The sequence below is a fragment of the Streptomyces sp. NPDC033165 genome (genome assembly GCF_055577965.1).
This window is the reverse complement of record NZ_JBVIPK010000002.1, coordinates 110,512-123,827: the sequence shown is the minus strand read 5'-3', so window position 1 is coordinate 123,827 and position 13,316 is coordinate 110,512. Positions and strand designations below refer to the sequence as shown.

The window sequence follows — 13,316 nt, the reverse complement described above, 5'->3', positions numbered from 1 at the left end:
TGGCCCGGGGCGCCGGAAGAAGTTCAGGAGAAGCGGCTCACCCAGGGCCTCCGGTCACGCTCTCGGCGCCTCCGGGCCCCCGCGTGGACGGCCCAGGCCGCCGCCGCGCCCACCGCGTACCAGAACAGGTCCGGGGCGTTGAACGTCGAGCCGAGGACCAGCCGGGCGGCCGTGCTCCGCGCCGAGAGGTCGGCGGGCACCCCGATGAGCTGGAGGAACTCGACCGCCCAGCTCAGGGCGAGTGCGGCGCCCGCCACCGCGACCGGCCGCGCGCGGGGCGCGCAGAAGGCGGCCAGCGCGCAGAGCAGCACCGTGTAGAGCGCGCTCCCCGCGTACTTGGCGAAGGCGCCGTCGGCCCCGGCGCGTACGGCGAGGCCCGCGGCCACGGTGAGGACGGCTGCGGCCGCCGCCACCGCGCGGGCCCGGAGCGCGGAGGGCGAGCGGCGGCGGTCGTGTGCCGCGTCGGGAATGGACGCGGTCCCTGTCAGCTTGTCCATCACGTCAGTAATCTGTATCAGCTCATGGTCTGTACCAGCCACCGGGTCTCCCGTGGTCGCCGAGGAGGCCGTCATGCCGCACCGCGTCGTCGTTCTGGCCCTCGACGGACTACTGCCCTTCGAACTGGGTATTCCGCAGCGGATCTTCGGCCGCTCCGTCAGCATGGAGCCGGGCGGACCGAGCGAACCGCTGTACAGCGTCGAGACCTGCTCGGTCCGCCCGCCGGGGCCGGTCCGTACGGACGCGGACTTCTCCGTCCTCGTGGAGCACGGCCCGGAGCTGCTGGCCACCGCCGACACGGTCGTCGTCCCCGCCTCCTACGAGCTGGGCCCGGTCTTCGAGGAGGGCAGGCTCACCGAGGACCTGGCGGCCGCGTTCGCCCGGGTCCGGCCCGGCACCCGGATGGTGTCCATCTGCACCGGCAGCTACGTCCTGGCCGCGGCCGGATATCTCGACGGCCGCCCCGCCACCACGCACTGGGCCTCCGCCGACCATTTCCAGCGGACGTTCCCGCAGGTCCGCGTCGACCCGGACGTCCTGTTCATCGACGACGGGGACGTTCTCACCTCCGCCGGGGTCGCCGCCGGTATCGACCTGTGCCTGCACCTCGTGCGCCGCGACCACGGGGCGGCCGTCGCGAACGAGGTCGCCCGCCGCACGGTGGTCCCCCCGCACCGGGACGGCGGCCAGGCCCAGTTCATCCACCGGCCCCTCCCCGAACCGCAGTTCGCGACCACCACCGCCGCCCGGGCCTGGGCGCTCGCCCGGCTGGAGCGGCCGATCCTGCTGCGGGACATGGCGGAGCAGGAGGCGATGAGCGTACGGACGTTCACCCGCCGCTTCCGCGAGGAGGTCGGGATCAGCCCCGGCCAGTGGCTCACCCAGCAGCGCGTGGAGCGGGCCCGCCATCTGCTGGAGTCGACGGACCTGTCGATCGACCAGGTCGCCCGGGACGCGGGCTTCGGCACGGCGACCTCCCTGCGCCAGCACCTCCAGGCGGCCCTGGGCGTGCCGCCGACGGTCTACCGGCGTACGTTCCGGGCGTCGGCGGGCACCTAGCACTCCGGTACGACTTCGTTCTTGCGGCAGGGTGACGGCTCCCGGACCGCGTGTTCAGCCTGGCAACGGGGCCGGGCAGCTCAAACGTTTGCCTGCTGGCAGGATGATTCGGTGAACACGGCACACCACGAAGACGTCCCTGTCGTACGTCCCATCACCGACGCCGACATCCCCACCTCGGTCGACACGCTTGCCCGAGCGTTCGCCGATTACCCCTTCACCCGGCACGCGATCGCCGCAGAAAGCCATGAGGAACGGGTCCGGCGCTTCCAGGAAGCCTGTCTCACCCGCATCGGCATGGTGTACGGCCGCGTGTGGGTCGCCGACGAAGGGCGCGCTGTCGCCGTGTGGGCCACTCCCGACGAGGATTCCTCGCCCGCTTTCGCCGAGGTCGGCCCGGTGCTCGGCGAACTGACCGGCGACCGGCAGGCCGCCTACGAATCCGCAGAGCAGGCTGTTGCTCCATACCGGCCGCAGGAGCCGGCGTGGTTCCTCAACACGGTGGCCGTCGCTCCCGAAGCGCAGGGGAAGGGCCTTGGCAGCGCGGTGCTGGTTCCCGGCATCGAGGAGGCAGGGCACGCCGGGTATCCGGCGTTCCTGGAGACTTCCAGTGAGAGGAACGTGCGGTTCTACGAGCGGCTCGGCTTCCGGGTCACGGCTGCTGTCACCGTCCCCGACGGCGGCCCCCGCACATGGTGCATGCGCAAGGACCCGCGCTGAGGTCTGGCAGCCCTGCTGTCCGGTCACCGCCCCGGGCCGAACCGGTGGGTCAGAAGACCAGGACCCCCCGCGCCACCCTCCCGTGGTGCGCGTCGTCGGCCGCCTTGGCGAAGTCCTCCACCGGGTACGTCTCGGTCACCAGCTCGTCCAGCAGCAGTCGGCCCTCCCGGTACAGGTCCGCGTACAGGGCGATGTCGCGCTGCGGCCGCGAGGAGCCGTATCGGCAGCCGAGGATCGACTTGTCCAGGTACATCGAGGAGACGACGAACGACGCCTCGGCACTCGCCGCCGGTACGCCCAGCAGCACCGCCTGTCCGTGCCGGTCGAGCAGGTCGATCGCCTGCCGGATCAGCTCGGTGCGGCCGACGCACTCGAAGGCGTGGTCGGCGCCGTCGGGGAGGATGTCGCGTACGCCGTCGGCGCTCGTCAGGAAGTGTGTGGCGCCGAACTGCCGGGCCACCGCCTCCTTCGCCGGGTTGCTGTCGACGGCGACGACGGTGAGGGCACCCGCCAGCCGGGCCCCCTGGAGCACGTTGAGGCCGATGCCGCCGGTGCCGATGACCACGACGCTGTCACCCCGGTCGACCTTCGCCCGGTTGAGTACGGCCCCGACTCCGGTGAGCACCCCGCAGCCGATCAGGGCGGCGGAGGTGAGGGGCAGGTCGGCCGGGATCTTCACGGCTTGCACGGCACGCACCAACGTACGTTCCGCGAAAGCCGAGTTGGAGGCGAACTGGAAGAGTGCCTCGCCGGCGCGCGAGAACGGTCGTCCCGGGCGGCCGATCGCTCTCCTGCACATGGTCGGCCTGCCCCGGTCGCACTGGGCGCAGGCCCCGCAGTTGGCGAGGGTGGACAACGCGACGTGATCACCGGGCCGTACGTGGCTGACGCCGGGGCCCACCGCCTCCACCACGCCCGCGCCCTCGTGGCCGAGCACGACGGGGACCGGAAAGGGGATCGTGCCGTCGATCACCGACAGGTCGCTGTGGCAGAGACCGGCGGCGGCCACCGCCACCAGGACCTCCCCCGGACCCGGTTCGCGTATCTCCAGGTCGTCCACGACCTCGGTCCGTGTGCCGTCGAAGACGACGCCTCTCATCGCGGCTCCCTCGGTAGGCCGAGCACCCGCTCGGCGATGATGTTCCGCTGGATCTCGTCGGAGCCGCCGTAGATGGTGTCGGCCCGGGTGAAGAGGAACAGGTGCTGTGCGTCGGTGAGTTCGTAGGGGTGCGCCGGTGACCAGGGCCGCTGCCCGACGGCCCCCGCCTCGCCGCTCACCTCCACCGCCAGCTCGCCGAGCCGCTGGTGCCAGCCGCCCCACAGCAGCTTCGCCACACTGGGCGCGCCCGGGTCGCCGGTGGCGCCCAGAGTGCGCAGGGCGTGCCGGCGCATGGTGATCAGCTCGGCCCACTGGCGTACGAGCCGGGCTCTGATGACCGGGTCCTCGGCGGCCCCGCTCGCCTCGGCGGCGCGCACGACGCCCTCCAGCTCGGCGGCGAACCCGATCTGCTGGGCCAGGGTGGAGACCCCCCGCTCCAGGGCGAGGAGGCCCATGGCGACCTGCCAGCCGTTGCCCTCCCCGCCGACCGCCTCGGCGGCCCGGGCCCCGTCGAAGAACACCTCGTTGAACTCGCTGGTCCCCGTCATCTGGCGGATCGGCCGTACGTCGATCCTGCCCGGCTGGTCCATGTCGACCAGGAGGAAGGAGAGGCCGTGGTGACGGCTGGAACCGGGTTCGGTGCGGGCGAGGACGAAGCACCAGTCGGCGTCCTGGGCGAGCGAGGTCCAGATCTTCTGCCCGGTCACGGCGTACCCGCCGGTCCCGTCCGGGGCGGCGACGGTCCGCACACCCGCGAGGTCGGACCCGGCGCCCGGTTCGCTGTACCCCTGGCACCACAGGGCCTCGCCCCGGGCGACGGGGGGCAGATGGCGGTGCTTCTGCTCCTCGGTGCCGTACGTGATGAGGGTCGGGGCGAGGAGGTTCTCCCCGATGTGGCCGATGCGGGCGGGGGCGGTGGAGCGGGCGTACTCCTCGGCCCAGACGACCTGTTGAGTGAGGGTGGCGCGGCGGTTGCCGTAGCTCTCGCCGTCCTTGCCGGGCCAGCCGAGCCCGATCCAGCCCGCCCGGCCCAGCTCGCGTTCCCACGCGCGGGGGGCGGGGGCGGGGGTTCGGGCGAGATGGGATTCCAGCCAGGTGCGGGCTCGGGTGCGGAAGTCGTCGTCCTCGGACGTGAAGCGAAAGTCCATGCGTTCCTCCTGCTCGTCCCTGAGAGCTCCGTCTGCTCGTCCCTGAGAACTCCGTCTGCTCGTCCCTGAAGCTCCGTCCCCGGACCCCGCTCCTCCATCGCCGGAGTGGCCGCTGCTTCCGGCCCCGCTCCTCCATCGGGCGGAGCCCCGAGGGCGGTCACTGGTTCGGCCGGGCCCCCGACCTCGCCGCCGCCGCCATCTCCTCCAGCCGCGCCAGCATGGGCATCGGGTCGGTGCCCACCGTCCCCGGGAGGAAGTCCGCGATCCGCTCCGGGGTCCAGGGGCCCTCCGCGTAACCGGCCCGCAGCTCGCTCGGCTGGGCCCAGACCGCGATCTTGGGGCCAGCGATCGTGTACACCTGGCCGGTGATCCGCTCCTCCCGCGCCCGCTCGCTGAGCAGGTAGACCACCAGCGCCGCCACGTCCTCCGGCTCGCCGATCTCCTTCAGCTCCATCGGGACCCCGGCGGACATCCGGGTCCGGGCGACCGGGGCGACCGCGTTCGCCGTCACGCCGTACTTGTGCAGGCCGAGCGCCGCGCTGCGGACCAGCGAGATGACGCCGCCCTTGGCCGCGCTGTAGTTGGCCTGGGAGACGCTGCCCTGGTGGTTGCCGCTGGTGAAGCCGATCAGCGTGCCGCCGCCCTCCTGCTTGCGCATCACCGCCGAGGCCGCCCGGAAGACCGTGAACGTGCCCTTGAGGTGGGTGGCCAGGACCGGGTCCCACTCCTCCTCGGACATGTTGAACAGCATCCGCTCGCGCAGAATCCCGGCCACGCAGACCACCCCGTCGAGCCGGCCGTACTCCGCCAGCGCGGTGTCCACGATCCGCTGCCCGCCCGCCATCGTGGAGATGTCGTCGGCCACCGCGACCGCCTCGCCGCCCGCCGCCCCGATCTCCTTGACGACGGACCGGGCTATCTCGCTGGTCGGCTCGGAGCCCTCGACGGAGACGCCGTAGTCGTTGACGACGACCCGCGCCCCCTCCGCCGCCGCGGCGAGCGCGACCGCCCGCCCGATGCCCCGGCCGGCCCCCGTCACGGCGACCACCCTGCCTGCCAAGAAGTTCCCCATGCCCGGCCCCTTCCCGCGGTTTCTGACGGACCGTTAGATTTTATGGGCAGTCGGATACCCCGGCACAAGCCCCAGGAGGCCCCCATGTCCCTGCCCGCCGCGTTCCACGAGATCGCCGAGCGCGTGAACAACTGGGGCCGCTGGGGGGAGGAGGACGAGCGCGGGACGCTCAACCTGATCACCGACACCGTCGTACGGGAGGCCGTCGCCACCGTCCGCACCGGCCGCCGGATACCGCTCGCCCTGCCGCTCCAGCAGGACGGGGTGCAGAGCGGGCTGATCCCGGGCCGGGTCAATCCGCTGCACACGATGGTCCAGATCAACCAGGAGATCTTCGGCCCCGGCACGGTCGCCACCAGCGACGACGCCGTCACGATGGGGCTCCAGGCCGCGACCCACTGGGACGCCCTCACCCACACCTCGCACAGCGGGAAGATCTACAACGGCCGCCCGGCGGACACGATCACGGCGCACGCCGGAGCGCGGTTCTCGTCCATCGCCGCCGTGGGCCACCTCGTCTCGCGCGGCGTACTTCTCGATGTCGCGCGCGCCCGGGGCGTGGACCGGCTGCCGGGCGACCACGCCGTCACGCCGGAGGACCTGTCGGCGGCGGAGGAGTTCGGGGGCGTACGGGTACGGGCCGGGGACATCGTGCTCGTACGGACCGGGCAGGCGCAGGTGGCGCTGGCCGGGGACCGGCACGCGTACGGCTATCCGTCCCCGGGGCTCTCCGTGCGCACGCCCGAGTGGTTCCACGCGCGGGACGTGGCCGCCGTCGCCAACGACACCCTGACCTTCGAGATCTTTCCGCCGGAGATCGAGGACCTGTGGATGCCGGTGCACGCCCTGCACCTGGTGGAGATGGGCATGCTCCAGGGCCAGAACTGGAACCTGGAGGCGCTGTCCACCGCCTGTGCGGAGGAGGGGCGGCGCGCGTTCCTGCTCACGGCCACGCCGGAGCCGTTCACCGGGGCCACCGGCTCTCCGGTCGCCCCGGTCGCGGTCCTGTGAGCGGCTCGGCGCGGAACGGACTCCGGCGGACGCGGTCCCGGCGGGAAAGCCGCAGGCCTCAGGCCAGGTTGGTGAAGACGCACGCGGGCGCCTCGCACGTCTCGCCGCCCTGGATGACCACCGTGGGCGCCCCCTGGGGTCGCACCGGCGCGCTGCGGTCGACCTCGCACCAGATCTGCTTCCCGGCGCCCTCAGGCTGCCAGCCCCAGCGGTCCGCGAGGCCGTCCACCAGCTCCAGGCCCCGGCCGTTGGTGTCGTCGCCCTCCGCGTGACGCTGGAGCGGCGGGCGGTTACTGGCGTCCGCGACCTCCACCCGGACCGTGCCGCCCGCCCCGGAGGCTTCGGCCCCGCCGAACAGCATCCGCAGCACCGCCGGGCAGCCCGTGTGGACGACCGCGTTGGTGACCAGCTCCGAGATCAGCAGGATGAGCGTCTCGGCGAGCGGCTCGTCATCGCCTATCCCGGAACCGACCAGGCGCGACCGCGCCCACTTGCGGGCCCGCCCCACCTCTGCGGGATCCGGACCGACCTCCAGCTGAACCTGAAGCACCTGCACCGCTCACACCATCCGAACCGGCGGACACATCGCCTCGCGCCTCCTCAGGGTCACGGAACGTGATTCCCTTACGCGACAGCATGGTTGACGTACAGTCACCGCAACAAGCGCTTCGGGCATATTCCAGCGCGAAGGAGTACGCGTGGTGCATACTGTGCGACGCACGCTGCGGGGAGTCGAACAGGAGCGCGCAGAGACCGCGAGAATCGCTTCCCGGGCAGGCCCGGCACATCTCCGGCAAGAGCCCTCGCCCCGGACCGGAGCCGCCGCACAGGCCGCCCCCGGATCGCCCGGTTCCAGAACCACTCGCATCCCACGGAGCGTACCCGAGCCGGGCCCCGACTCCACCCGGTGACGAATCACGCAAAGGACACAAGCCGGTATCGACGCCGACCGGCTGCACTGAGTCACCCTCCGCCCCCGGCTTCCGCGCCTGCGCGACCGTACGCCGCCGAGCTGCCGGGAAGCGGCCCCGCGGCCCCCAGATCGGCGGCGAGCAGTTCCTCGGCCGCCGCCGCGCCGAGCCAGCACGCGGACCGCAGCCAGGCCCGTTTGAGGTGGAGGTGAACATCTGCCTCCCAGGTGAAGCCCATTCCGCCATGGACCTGGAGGCAGTCGCGGGCGTTGCGGACGGCCGCCTCGTCGGCGAGCAGCTTGGCCGCCGCGATCTCCACCGGATCGCCGGTGACCGCTGCCGCGTACACGGCGGCGCGGGCCGGTTCGGTGCGGGCGAGCATGTCGGCGCAGAGATGCTTGACCGCCTGGAACGATCCGATGGGCGTTCCGAACTGCTCGCGCTCCCCGGCGTGTTGAACGGCCGCCTCGGTGGTCCGGGCGGCGCTGCCGAGCTGTTCGGCGGCGGTCAGCAGCGCGGCCTCGCACCGGAACCGCTCCGAGTGCGCCGAATGCGCCGTGGTGCGCCCCGCCGTCGGCGTCCGGTGCAGCGGCGTGAGCGGGTCCATCGACCGTACGGGCCGGGCGGCGGCCGCACAGGCGCGCAGCGCCTCCCCGGTGAGCGCCCCCGCGCCCGCCAGCAGCGCGTCCGCCTCCCCCAGGTGCGCCACCGGCAGGCCCCCGTCCGCCGCCGTCACCACCGCCTCGCCCGCCGCGGCCCCCTTCACCTGGCCCGCCGCGAGGTGGGTGGCGACCAGCGGGCCCGGCAGCAGCGCCCGGCCCGCCTCCTCGAAGAGCAGCACGGCTTCCGGGAGTCCGAGCCCCACCCCGCCCTCCGCCTCCGGGAGCCGCAGCGCGAAGAACCCGGCCGCGCCCAGCTCCCGCCACAGGCCCCGGTCCACCACCCCGCCCCGCTCCACCGCCGCCCGCAGCCGGTCCCGGTCGAACACCGCCCCGAGCAGGTCGCGCATCCCGGACCGCAGGGCCCGCTGGTCGTCCGAGAGCTGGAAGTCCACGGTGGTCAGCGCCCCTTCGGCAGGCCGAGGATGCGCTCGGCGACGATGTTCCGCTGGATCTGCGAGGTGCCAGCCGCGATCGTGTACGAGAGGGAGGACAGCCGGTCCAGGACCCATTCCCGGTCCATGTCGAACGCGTCAGCGCCCAGCACCTCCGCCGCCGCCTCGTACAGCTCCTGGCGGACCCCGGAGTAGCGCAGCTTGAAGACCGAGCCGCCGGTACCCGGGACCCCGCCCGTGCGCTGGGACTCGCTGACGTTCCACTGGGTGAGCCGCCACAGGGACCGCAGCTCGGCGTTCAGCCGGCCCAGCCTCCGCCGCAGCACCGGGTCGTCCCAGCGACCGTTGGACCGCGCCTCGGCCGCCAGGGCCTCCAGGGTGCGGCGGCAGGCCACGACCTCGCCGACGAAGGCCGTGCCGCGTTCGAAGGAGAGGGTGACCATGGTGACCCGCCAGCCGTCGTTCTCGGCCCCGACCCGGTTGCGTACCGGCACCCTGACCTCGTCGAGGAACATCTCCGCGAACTCCGTGGACCCCGCCAGGGTCCGCAGCGGGCGGACCGTGATGCCGGGCGCGTCCATCGGCATCGCGAGCCAGCTGATCCCCCGGTGCTTCGGCGCCTTCGGGTCCGTACGCACGAGCAGTTCGCACCAGTCGGCGACCTCCGCGTGCGAGGTCCAGATCTTGCTGCCGCTGATCACGTAGTCGTCGCCGTCGCGCACCGCCCGCGTCCGCAGTGCGGCCAGGTCGGACCCCGCGTCCGGCTCGCTGAACCCCTGGCACCAGATCTCGTCGCCGCGCAGCACCGGGGGCAGCCAGCGGGCCCGCTGCCCGGCCGTGCCCTCGGCGGCGACGGTCGGTCCGGCGTGCAGCAGCCCGACGAAGTTCGCCCCGACATAGGGCGCTCCGGCCTTCTCCGTCTCCTCCAGGAAGATCAGATGCTGGGTCGGGGTCGCGCCCCGCCCGCCCGCGTCGACCGGCCAGTGCAGGCCCGCGTACCCGGCGTCGTACAGCATCCGCTGCCAGGTCGTGTCGTACGCCCGGCGCGCGGGCCAGTCGTCGGGCGAGGGCTTGGCGGGCAGGCCGGGGAGCACGGCGGCCAGCCACTCCCGCAGCCGCACCCGGAACTCGTCCTCGGCCTTCGTGTACGCGAGATCCACGGGTCCGCCGCCTACTTGTCCAGGTCCAGCCCGAGCATCCGGATGGCGTTTCCGCGCATCAGTTTGTAGACGGTCTCCTCGTCCAGTCCCTTGACGTGGTCGAGCGCGACCTCCTTGGTGTGCGGGAAGGTCGAGTCCACGTGCGGGTAGTCGGTCTCGAAGGTGGCGTTGTCCCGGCCGACGACGTCGAGTGCGGAGATGCCGTGCTTGTCGCGGAAGAAGCAGCAGAACATCTGCCGGTAGTAGTACGTGGACGGCGGCTCGGGGATCAGATCGCGCACCCCGCCCCAGGCCCGGTGCTCCTCCCACACGTCGTCGGCGCGCTCCAGGGCGTACGGGATCCACCCCATCTGGCCTTCGCTGTAGGCCAGTTTCAGCGTCGGGAACTTCACCAGCACCCCGCTGAAGAGGAAGTCCATCATCGAGGCCATCGCGTTGTTGAAGGAGAGCGAGGCCTGCACGGCCGGGGGCGCGTCCGGGGAGGCCGCGGGCATCTGGGAGCTGGACCCGATGTGCATGTTGACGACGGTGCCGGTCTCCTGGCAGACCGCGAAGAACGGGTCCCAGTAGCCGGTGTGGATGGACGGGAGTCCCAGGTGGGTGGGGATCTCGGAGAAGGTGACCGCGCGGACGCCCCGGGCCGCGTTCCGCTTGATCTCCGCGACCGCGAGGCCGATGTCCCAGAGCGGGATGATGCAGAGCGGGATGAGGCGGCCGCCACTGTCGCCGCACCACTCCTCGACCATCCAGTCGTTGTAGGCGCGTACGCAGGCGAGGGCGACCTCCTTGTCGTGCGCCTCGGCGAAGGTCTGCCCGCAGAAGCGCGGGAAGGTCGGGAAGCAGAGGGAGGCCTCGACGTGGTTGAGGTCCATGTCCTTGAGCCGTTCGGCCGGGTCCCAGCAGCCGGGGCGCATCTCGGCCCGGGTGATTCCCTCCAGGGTCATGTCGTCGCGGTCGAAGCCGACGGCGGCGATGTTCCGCTTGTACGGGAACTTCAGGTCCTCGTAGATCCACCAGTCGGCCGGCGGCCCGTCCGGGTCCATCGTGATGACGTACTTCCCGCCCGTGTACGCCAGCTCTCCGATGCCCGCCGTCAGCGGCTGCGGCCCCCGCTCGCGGTACTTCGCGGGGAGCCAGTCGGTGAAGAGGTGCGCGGGTTCGATCACATGGTCGTCGACGCTGACGATCCGAGGCAGTTCCGTGTCCGTCATGGTGTGCCGTCCCCTCCGCGCACCCGGCGCACCCGTCGGGTCCCGGGCGCGGGCACTGTTTCTGATGGTCCGTCAGATCTGGTGTGGCCATCAGGCTAGCCCCGCACCCCTGGACCGACAAGGCACGGGGCCCTACGCTCTCCGCATTATCTGACTACTCGTCAGCTCGGAGGGACCCCTGTGACCGCCGTGAACGACGTGACCGCGACCGCCCACGCGCTGAGCGCGTCCCGCACCTTCTGGGAGCTGATCGAGGCGCGCGCCGCCCTCACCCCCGACCGCCCGGTCCTGCTCCAGGAGGGCCGGTCCCTGACCTTCGGCGAGCTGCGGGACCGCGCCGAACGCGTGGCCGCCGGGCTGTACGGGATGGGCGTGCGGGCGGGCAGCGTGGTCGCCTGGCAGCTGCCGACCCGGCTGGAAACCGCCCTGCTCTCCTTCGCCCTGACCCGGCTCGGGGCCGTGCAGACCCCGGTCATCCCGTTCTACCGGGACCGCGAAGTGCGGTTCGCCCTGCGGGAGTCGGGGGCCGCCTTCTTCGCCGTGCCGGGCGTCCTGCGGGGCTTCGACCACACCGCGATGGCCGAGCGGATCGCCGGGGAACTCTCCGGCCCGCCACGCGTCTTCGAGGCGTACGACGCCCTCCCCGACGGCGATCCGGCCGTGCTGCCGCCCCCGCCGGAACCGTCGACGGGCGAGGAGGTCCGCTGGATCTACTGGACCTCGGGCACCACCTCCGACCCCAAGGGCGTCCTGCACACCGACCGTTCCCTGATCGCGGGCGGCTCCTGCCTCGCCCACGCGCTGAAGCTCTCGGCGGACGACGTGGGCTCGATGGCGTTCCCGTACGCGCATGTCGCCGGGCCCGACTACACGGTGATGCTGCTGCTGTACGGGTTCCCGGCGGTGATGTTCGAGCAGTTCGCGCTGCCGGACGCGCTGGCGGAGTACCGGCGCCACGGGGTGACCGTTGCGGGCGGGTCGACCGCGTTCTACGCGATGTTCCTGGCCGAGCAGCGCAAGGCGCCGGACCGGCCGCTCATCCCGTCGCTGCGGCTGCTCGCGGGCGGCGGAGCGCCGAAGCCGCCGGAGGTGTACCACGCGGTGGTACGGGAGATGGGCGTCCAGCTCACCCACGGGTACGGCATGACCGAGGTCCCGATGATCACCATGGGCGCACCGGACGACACCCCGGAGAACCTGGCCCTGACCGAGGGCCGGCCGCCGGAGGGGATGGAGGTCCGGATCACCGACGAGCACGGCAAGCCGCTCCCGTACGGAAGCGAGGGCGAGGTGCGGCTGCGCGGGGAGGCGGTCTGCCGGGGGTACCTCGACGCCGCCGCCTCCGCCGCGGCCTTCGACGCCGAGGGGTTCCTGATCACCGGGGATCTGGGCCGGCTCCAGGAGAGCGGGCACCTCACGCTCACCGGGCGGCTCAAGGACATCATCATCCGCAAGGGCGAGAACATCTCCGCCAAGGAGATCGAGGACCTGCTGCACACCCACCCGGGCGTGGCCGACGCGGCGGTCGTCGGGCTCCCGGACGCGGAGCGCGGCGAACGGGTCTGCGCGGTGGTCGAACAGCCGCCCGGCGCCCCGCCCCTGACGCTCGCCGGACTCTCCGCCCATCTGCGGGACGCGGGGCTCTCCGTCCACAAGCTGCCCGAGCAGCTGGAGGTGCTCGACGCGCTGCCCCGCAACGAGACGCTGCGCAAGGTGCTCAAATACCGGCTGCGGGAACGGTTCGGCGGGTGAGGGGAGGCGTTACGGGGGCGGCGCGCCGCCCCCGTAACGCCCGGAACGCCTACGCGTCCGGCTCGATCACCGTGAAGTACGCGGCGAACGCGGCCATCACATCGCTCTCCGCGATCTGCCCGTCCTGGTCCGTGTCCAGGCTCTGGGCCGCGATGCCCGCGATCTCGTCGCCCGCCCCGAGCACCCGCAGCGCCCGCTCCACCGCCGCCACCGACGCTCTGCCCCCGTTGTCGCTGTCCGCCACGGCGATGGCCGCCCTCAGGAAGGGCCGGGCGATCTCCGCGAACCGTTCCGGATTGTCCCGGAGCCGCTTCACCGCCCCGCCCACGAACTCCTCACGGGTGACCCGCTGGTCCCCGTCCACATCGGCGATCCCCGCCATGCCCTGCCAGAAGGCCTCGGCACCGGTGTAGAGCGCCTGGCCCTTGTCGCAGCGGGCCGTCGTACCGAACTCGGTGAGCAGACGGGCGGCTGCGGCGTTGAAATCGGCGCGATCGATGTAGCCGTTGCCGTCCTGGTCGAAGGCGGCGAAGCGGTGCGCGATCTTTCGCTCGTACTCTGCGCTGTCCATGCGGGGAGCGTACGACGCCCGGGGCCTTCACGTGTCACCGAGCAGCTGTT

General features: G+C 72.4%; 13 protein-coding genes. 4 read left to right on the top strand and 9 right to left on the bottom strand.

Going from position 1 to position 13,316, the window contains the following annotated elements:
* Positions 1-23 precede the first annotated feature (23 nt).
* Complete coding sequence (locus tag ACZ5WC_RS04850) at positions 24-497, bottom strand: ribosomal maturation YjgA family protein (protein WP_468539510.1); 474 nt, start codon at positions 495-497, stop codon at positions 24-26.
* 73 nt (positions 498-570) lie between these two features.
* Between ACZ5WC_RS04850 and ACZ5WC_RS04845 the strand changes: the two genes are divergently transcribed.
* A complete protein-coding gene (locus ACZ5WC_RS04845) occupies positions 571-1,557 on the top strand; it encodes a GlxA family transcriptional regulator (protein WP_468539509.1) in 987 nt (328 codons plus the stop codon).
* A 111-nt stretch (positions 1,558-1,668) separates the two neighbouring features.
* Positions 1,669-2,277, top strand: a complete 609-nt coding sequence (locus tag ACZ5WC_RS04840; protein ID WP_468539946.1) for a GNAT family N-acetyltransferase — start codon at positions 1,669-1,671, stop codon at positions 2,275-2,277.
* A 49-nt stretch (positions 2,278-2,326) separates the two neighbouring features.
* On the opposite strand, the gene ACZ5WC_RS04835 is transcribed toward ACZ5WC_RS04840, so the two are convergent.
* The 3 genes from ACZ5WC_RS04835 to ACZ5WC_RS04825 form a co-directional block, all read right to left on the bottom strand.
* On the bottom strand, positions 2,327-3,376 hold the full coding sequence (locus tag ACZ5WC_RS04835; protein WP_468539508.1) for a Zn-dependent alcohol dehydrogenase: 1,050 nt from the start codon (positions 3,374-3,376) through the stop codon (positions 2,327-2,329).
* Positions 3,373-4,524 (bottom strand): acyl-CoA dehydrogenase family protein, encoded by a 1,152-nt coding sequence (locus tag ACZ5WC_RS04830; protein ID WP_468539507.1) that lies wholly within the window; start codon positions 4,522-4,524, stop codon positions 3,373-3,375. Before ACZ5WC_RS04830 ends, ACZ5WC_RS04835 begins: the two co-directional genes overlap by 4 nt.
* Positions 4,525-4,681: 157 nt before the next feature.
* Positions 4,682-5,596: an SDR family oxidoreductase gene (locus ACZ5WC_RS04825; RefSeq protein ID WP_468539506.1), complete on the bottom strand. Its 915-nt coding sequence runs from the start codon at positions 5,594-5,596 to the stop codon at positions 4,682-4,684.
* Between the two features lie 84 nt (positions 5,597-5,680).
* Here ACZ5WC_RS04825 and ACZ5WC_RS04820 point away from each other — a divergent pair, with 84 nt between their 5' ends.
* Positions 5,681-6,607: a cyclase family protein gene (locus tag ACZ5WC_RS04820; RefSeq protein ID WP_468539505.1), complete on the top strand. Its 927-nt coding sequence runs from the start codon at positions 5,681-5,683 to the stop codon at positions 6,605-6,607.
* A 58-nt stretch (positions 6,608-6,665) separates the two neighbouring features.
* On the opposite strand, the gene ACZ5WC_RS04815 is transcribed toward ACZ5WC_RS04820, so the two are convergent.
* The 4 genes from ACZ5WC_RS04815 to ACZ5WC_RS04800 all read right to left on the bottom strand — a co-directional run bounded on the left by ACZ5WC_RS04815 (position 6,666) and on the right by ACZ5WC_RS04800 (position 10,943).
* Positions 6,666-7,163 (bottom strand): ATP-binding protein, encoded by a 498-nt coding sequence (locus ACZ5WC_RS04815; RefSeq protein ID WP_468539504.1) that lies wholly within the window; start codon positions 7,161-7,163, stop codon positions 6,666-6,668.
* A gap of 407 nt (positions 7,164-7,570) precedes the next feature.
* On the bottom strand, positions 7,571-8,572 hold the full coding sequence (locus ACZ5WC_RS04810) for an acyl-CoA dehydrogenase family protein (protein ID WP_468539503.1): 1,002 nt from the start codon (positions 8,570-8,572) through the stop codon (positions 7,571-7,573).
* 5 nt (positions 8,573-8,577) lie between these two features.
* Complete coding sequence (locus ACZ5WC_RS04805) at positions 8,578-9,732, bottom strand: acyl-CoA dehydrogenase (protein ID WP_468539502.1); 1,155 nt, start codon at positions 9,730-9,732, stop codon at positions 8,578-8,580.
* Between the two features lie 11 nt (positions 9,733-9,743).
* The gene (locus ACZ5WC_RS04800) at positions 9,744-10,943 is read right to left on the bottom strand and encodes an amidohydrolase family protein (RefSeq protein ID WP_468539501.1); all 1,200 of its coding nucleotides are present in this window, start codon (positions 10,941-10,943) and stop codon (positions 9,744-9,746) included.
* A gap of 180 nt (positions 10,944-11,123) precedes the next feature.
* On the opposite strand from ACZ5WC_RS04800, the gene ACZ5WC_RS04795 reads away from it, so the two are divergent.
* Positions 11,124-12,695, top strand: a complete 1,572-nt coding sequence (locus ACZ5WC_RS04795) for a class I adenylate-forming enzyme family protein (RefSeq protein ID WP_468539500.1) — start codon at positions 11,124-11,126, stop codon at positions 12,693-12,695.
* 49 nt (positions 12,696-12,744) lie between these two features.
* Here ACZ5WC_RS04795 and ACZ5WC_RS04790 read toward each other — a convergent pair whose 3' ends face one another.
* Positions 12,745-13,266 carry an EF-hand domain-containing protein gene (locus tag ACZ5WC_RS04790; RefSeq protein ID WP_468539499.1) on the bottom strand — a complete coding sequence of 174 codons (522 nt, stop codon included), beginning with the start codon at positions 13,264-13,266 and terminating at the stop codon, positions 12,745-12,747.
* Between the last annotated feature and the right edge of the window lie 50 nt (positions 13,267-13,316).

Bases quoted from the DNA above. Each gene is read 5' to 3' on its own strand.
- ACZ5WC_RS04850 (WP_468539510.1), bottom strand. From the start codon at position 497: ATGGACAAGCTGACAGGGACCGCGTCCATTCCCGACGCGGCACACGAC.
- ACZ5WC_RS04845 (WP_468539509.1), top strand. From the start codon at position 571: ATGCCGCACCGCGTCGTCGTTCTGGCCCTCGACGGACTACTGCCCTTC.
- ACZ5WC_RS04835 (WP_468539508.1), bottom strand. From the start codon at position 3,376: ATGAGAGGCGTCGTCTTCGACGGCACACGGACCGAGGTCGTGGACGAC.
- ACZ5WC_RS04830 (WP_468539507.1), bottom strand. From the start codon at position 4,524: ATGGACTTTCGCTTCACGTCCGAGGACGACGACTTCCGCACCCGAGCC.
- ACZ5WC_RS04825 (WP_468539506.1), bottom strand. From the start codon at position 5,596: ATGGGGAACTTCTTGGCAGGCAGGGTGGTCGCCGTGACGGGGGCCGGC.
- ACZ5WC_RS04820 (WP_468539505.1), top strand. From the start codon at position 5,681: ATGTCCCTGCCCGCCGCGTTCCACGAGATCGCCGAGCGCGTGAACAAC.
- ACZ5WC_RS04800 (WP_468539501.1), bottom strand. From the start codon at position 10,943: ATGACGGACACGGAACTGCCTCGGATCGTCAGCGTCGACGACCATGTG.
- ACZ5WC_RS04790 (WP_468539499.1), bottom strand. From the start codon at position 13,266: ATGGACAGCGCAGAGTACGAGCGAAAGATCGCGCACCGCTTCGCCGCC.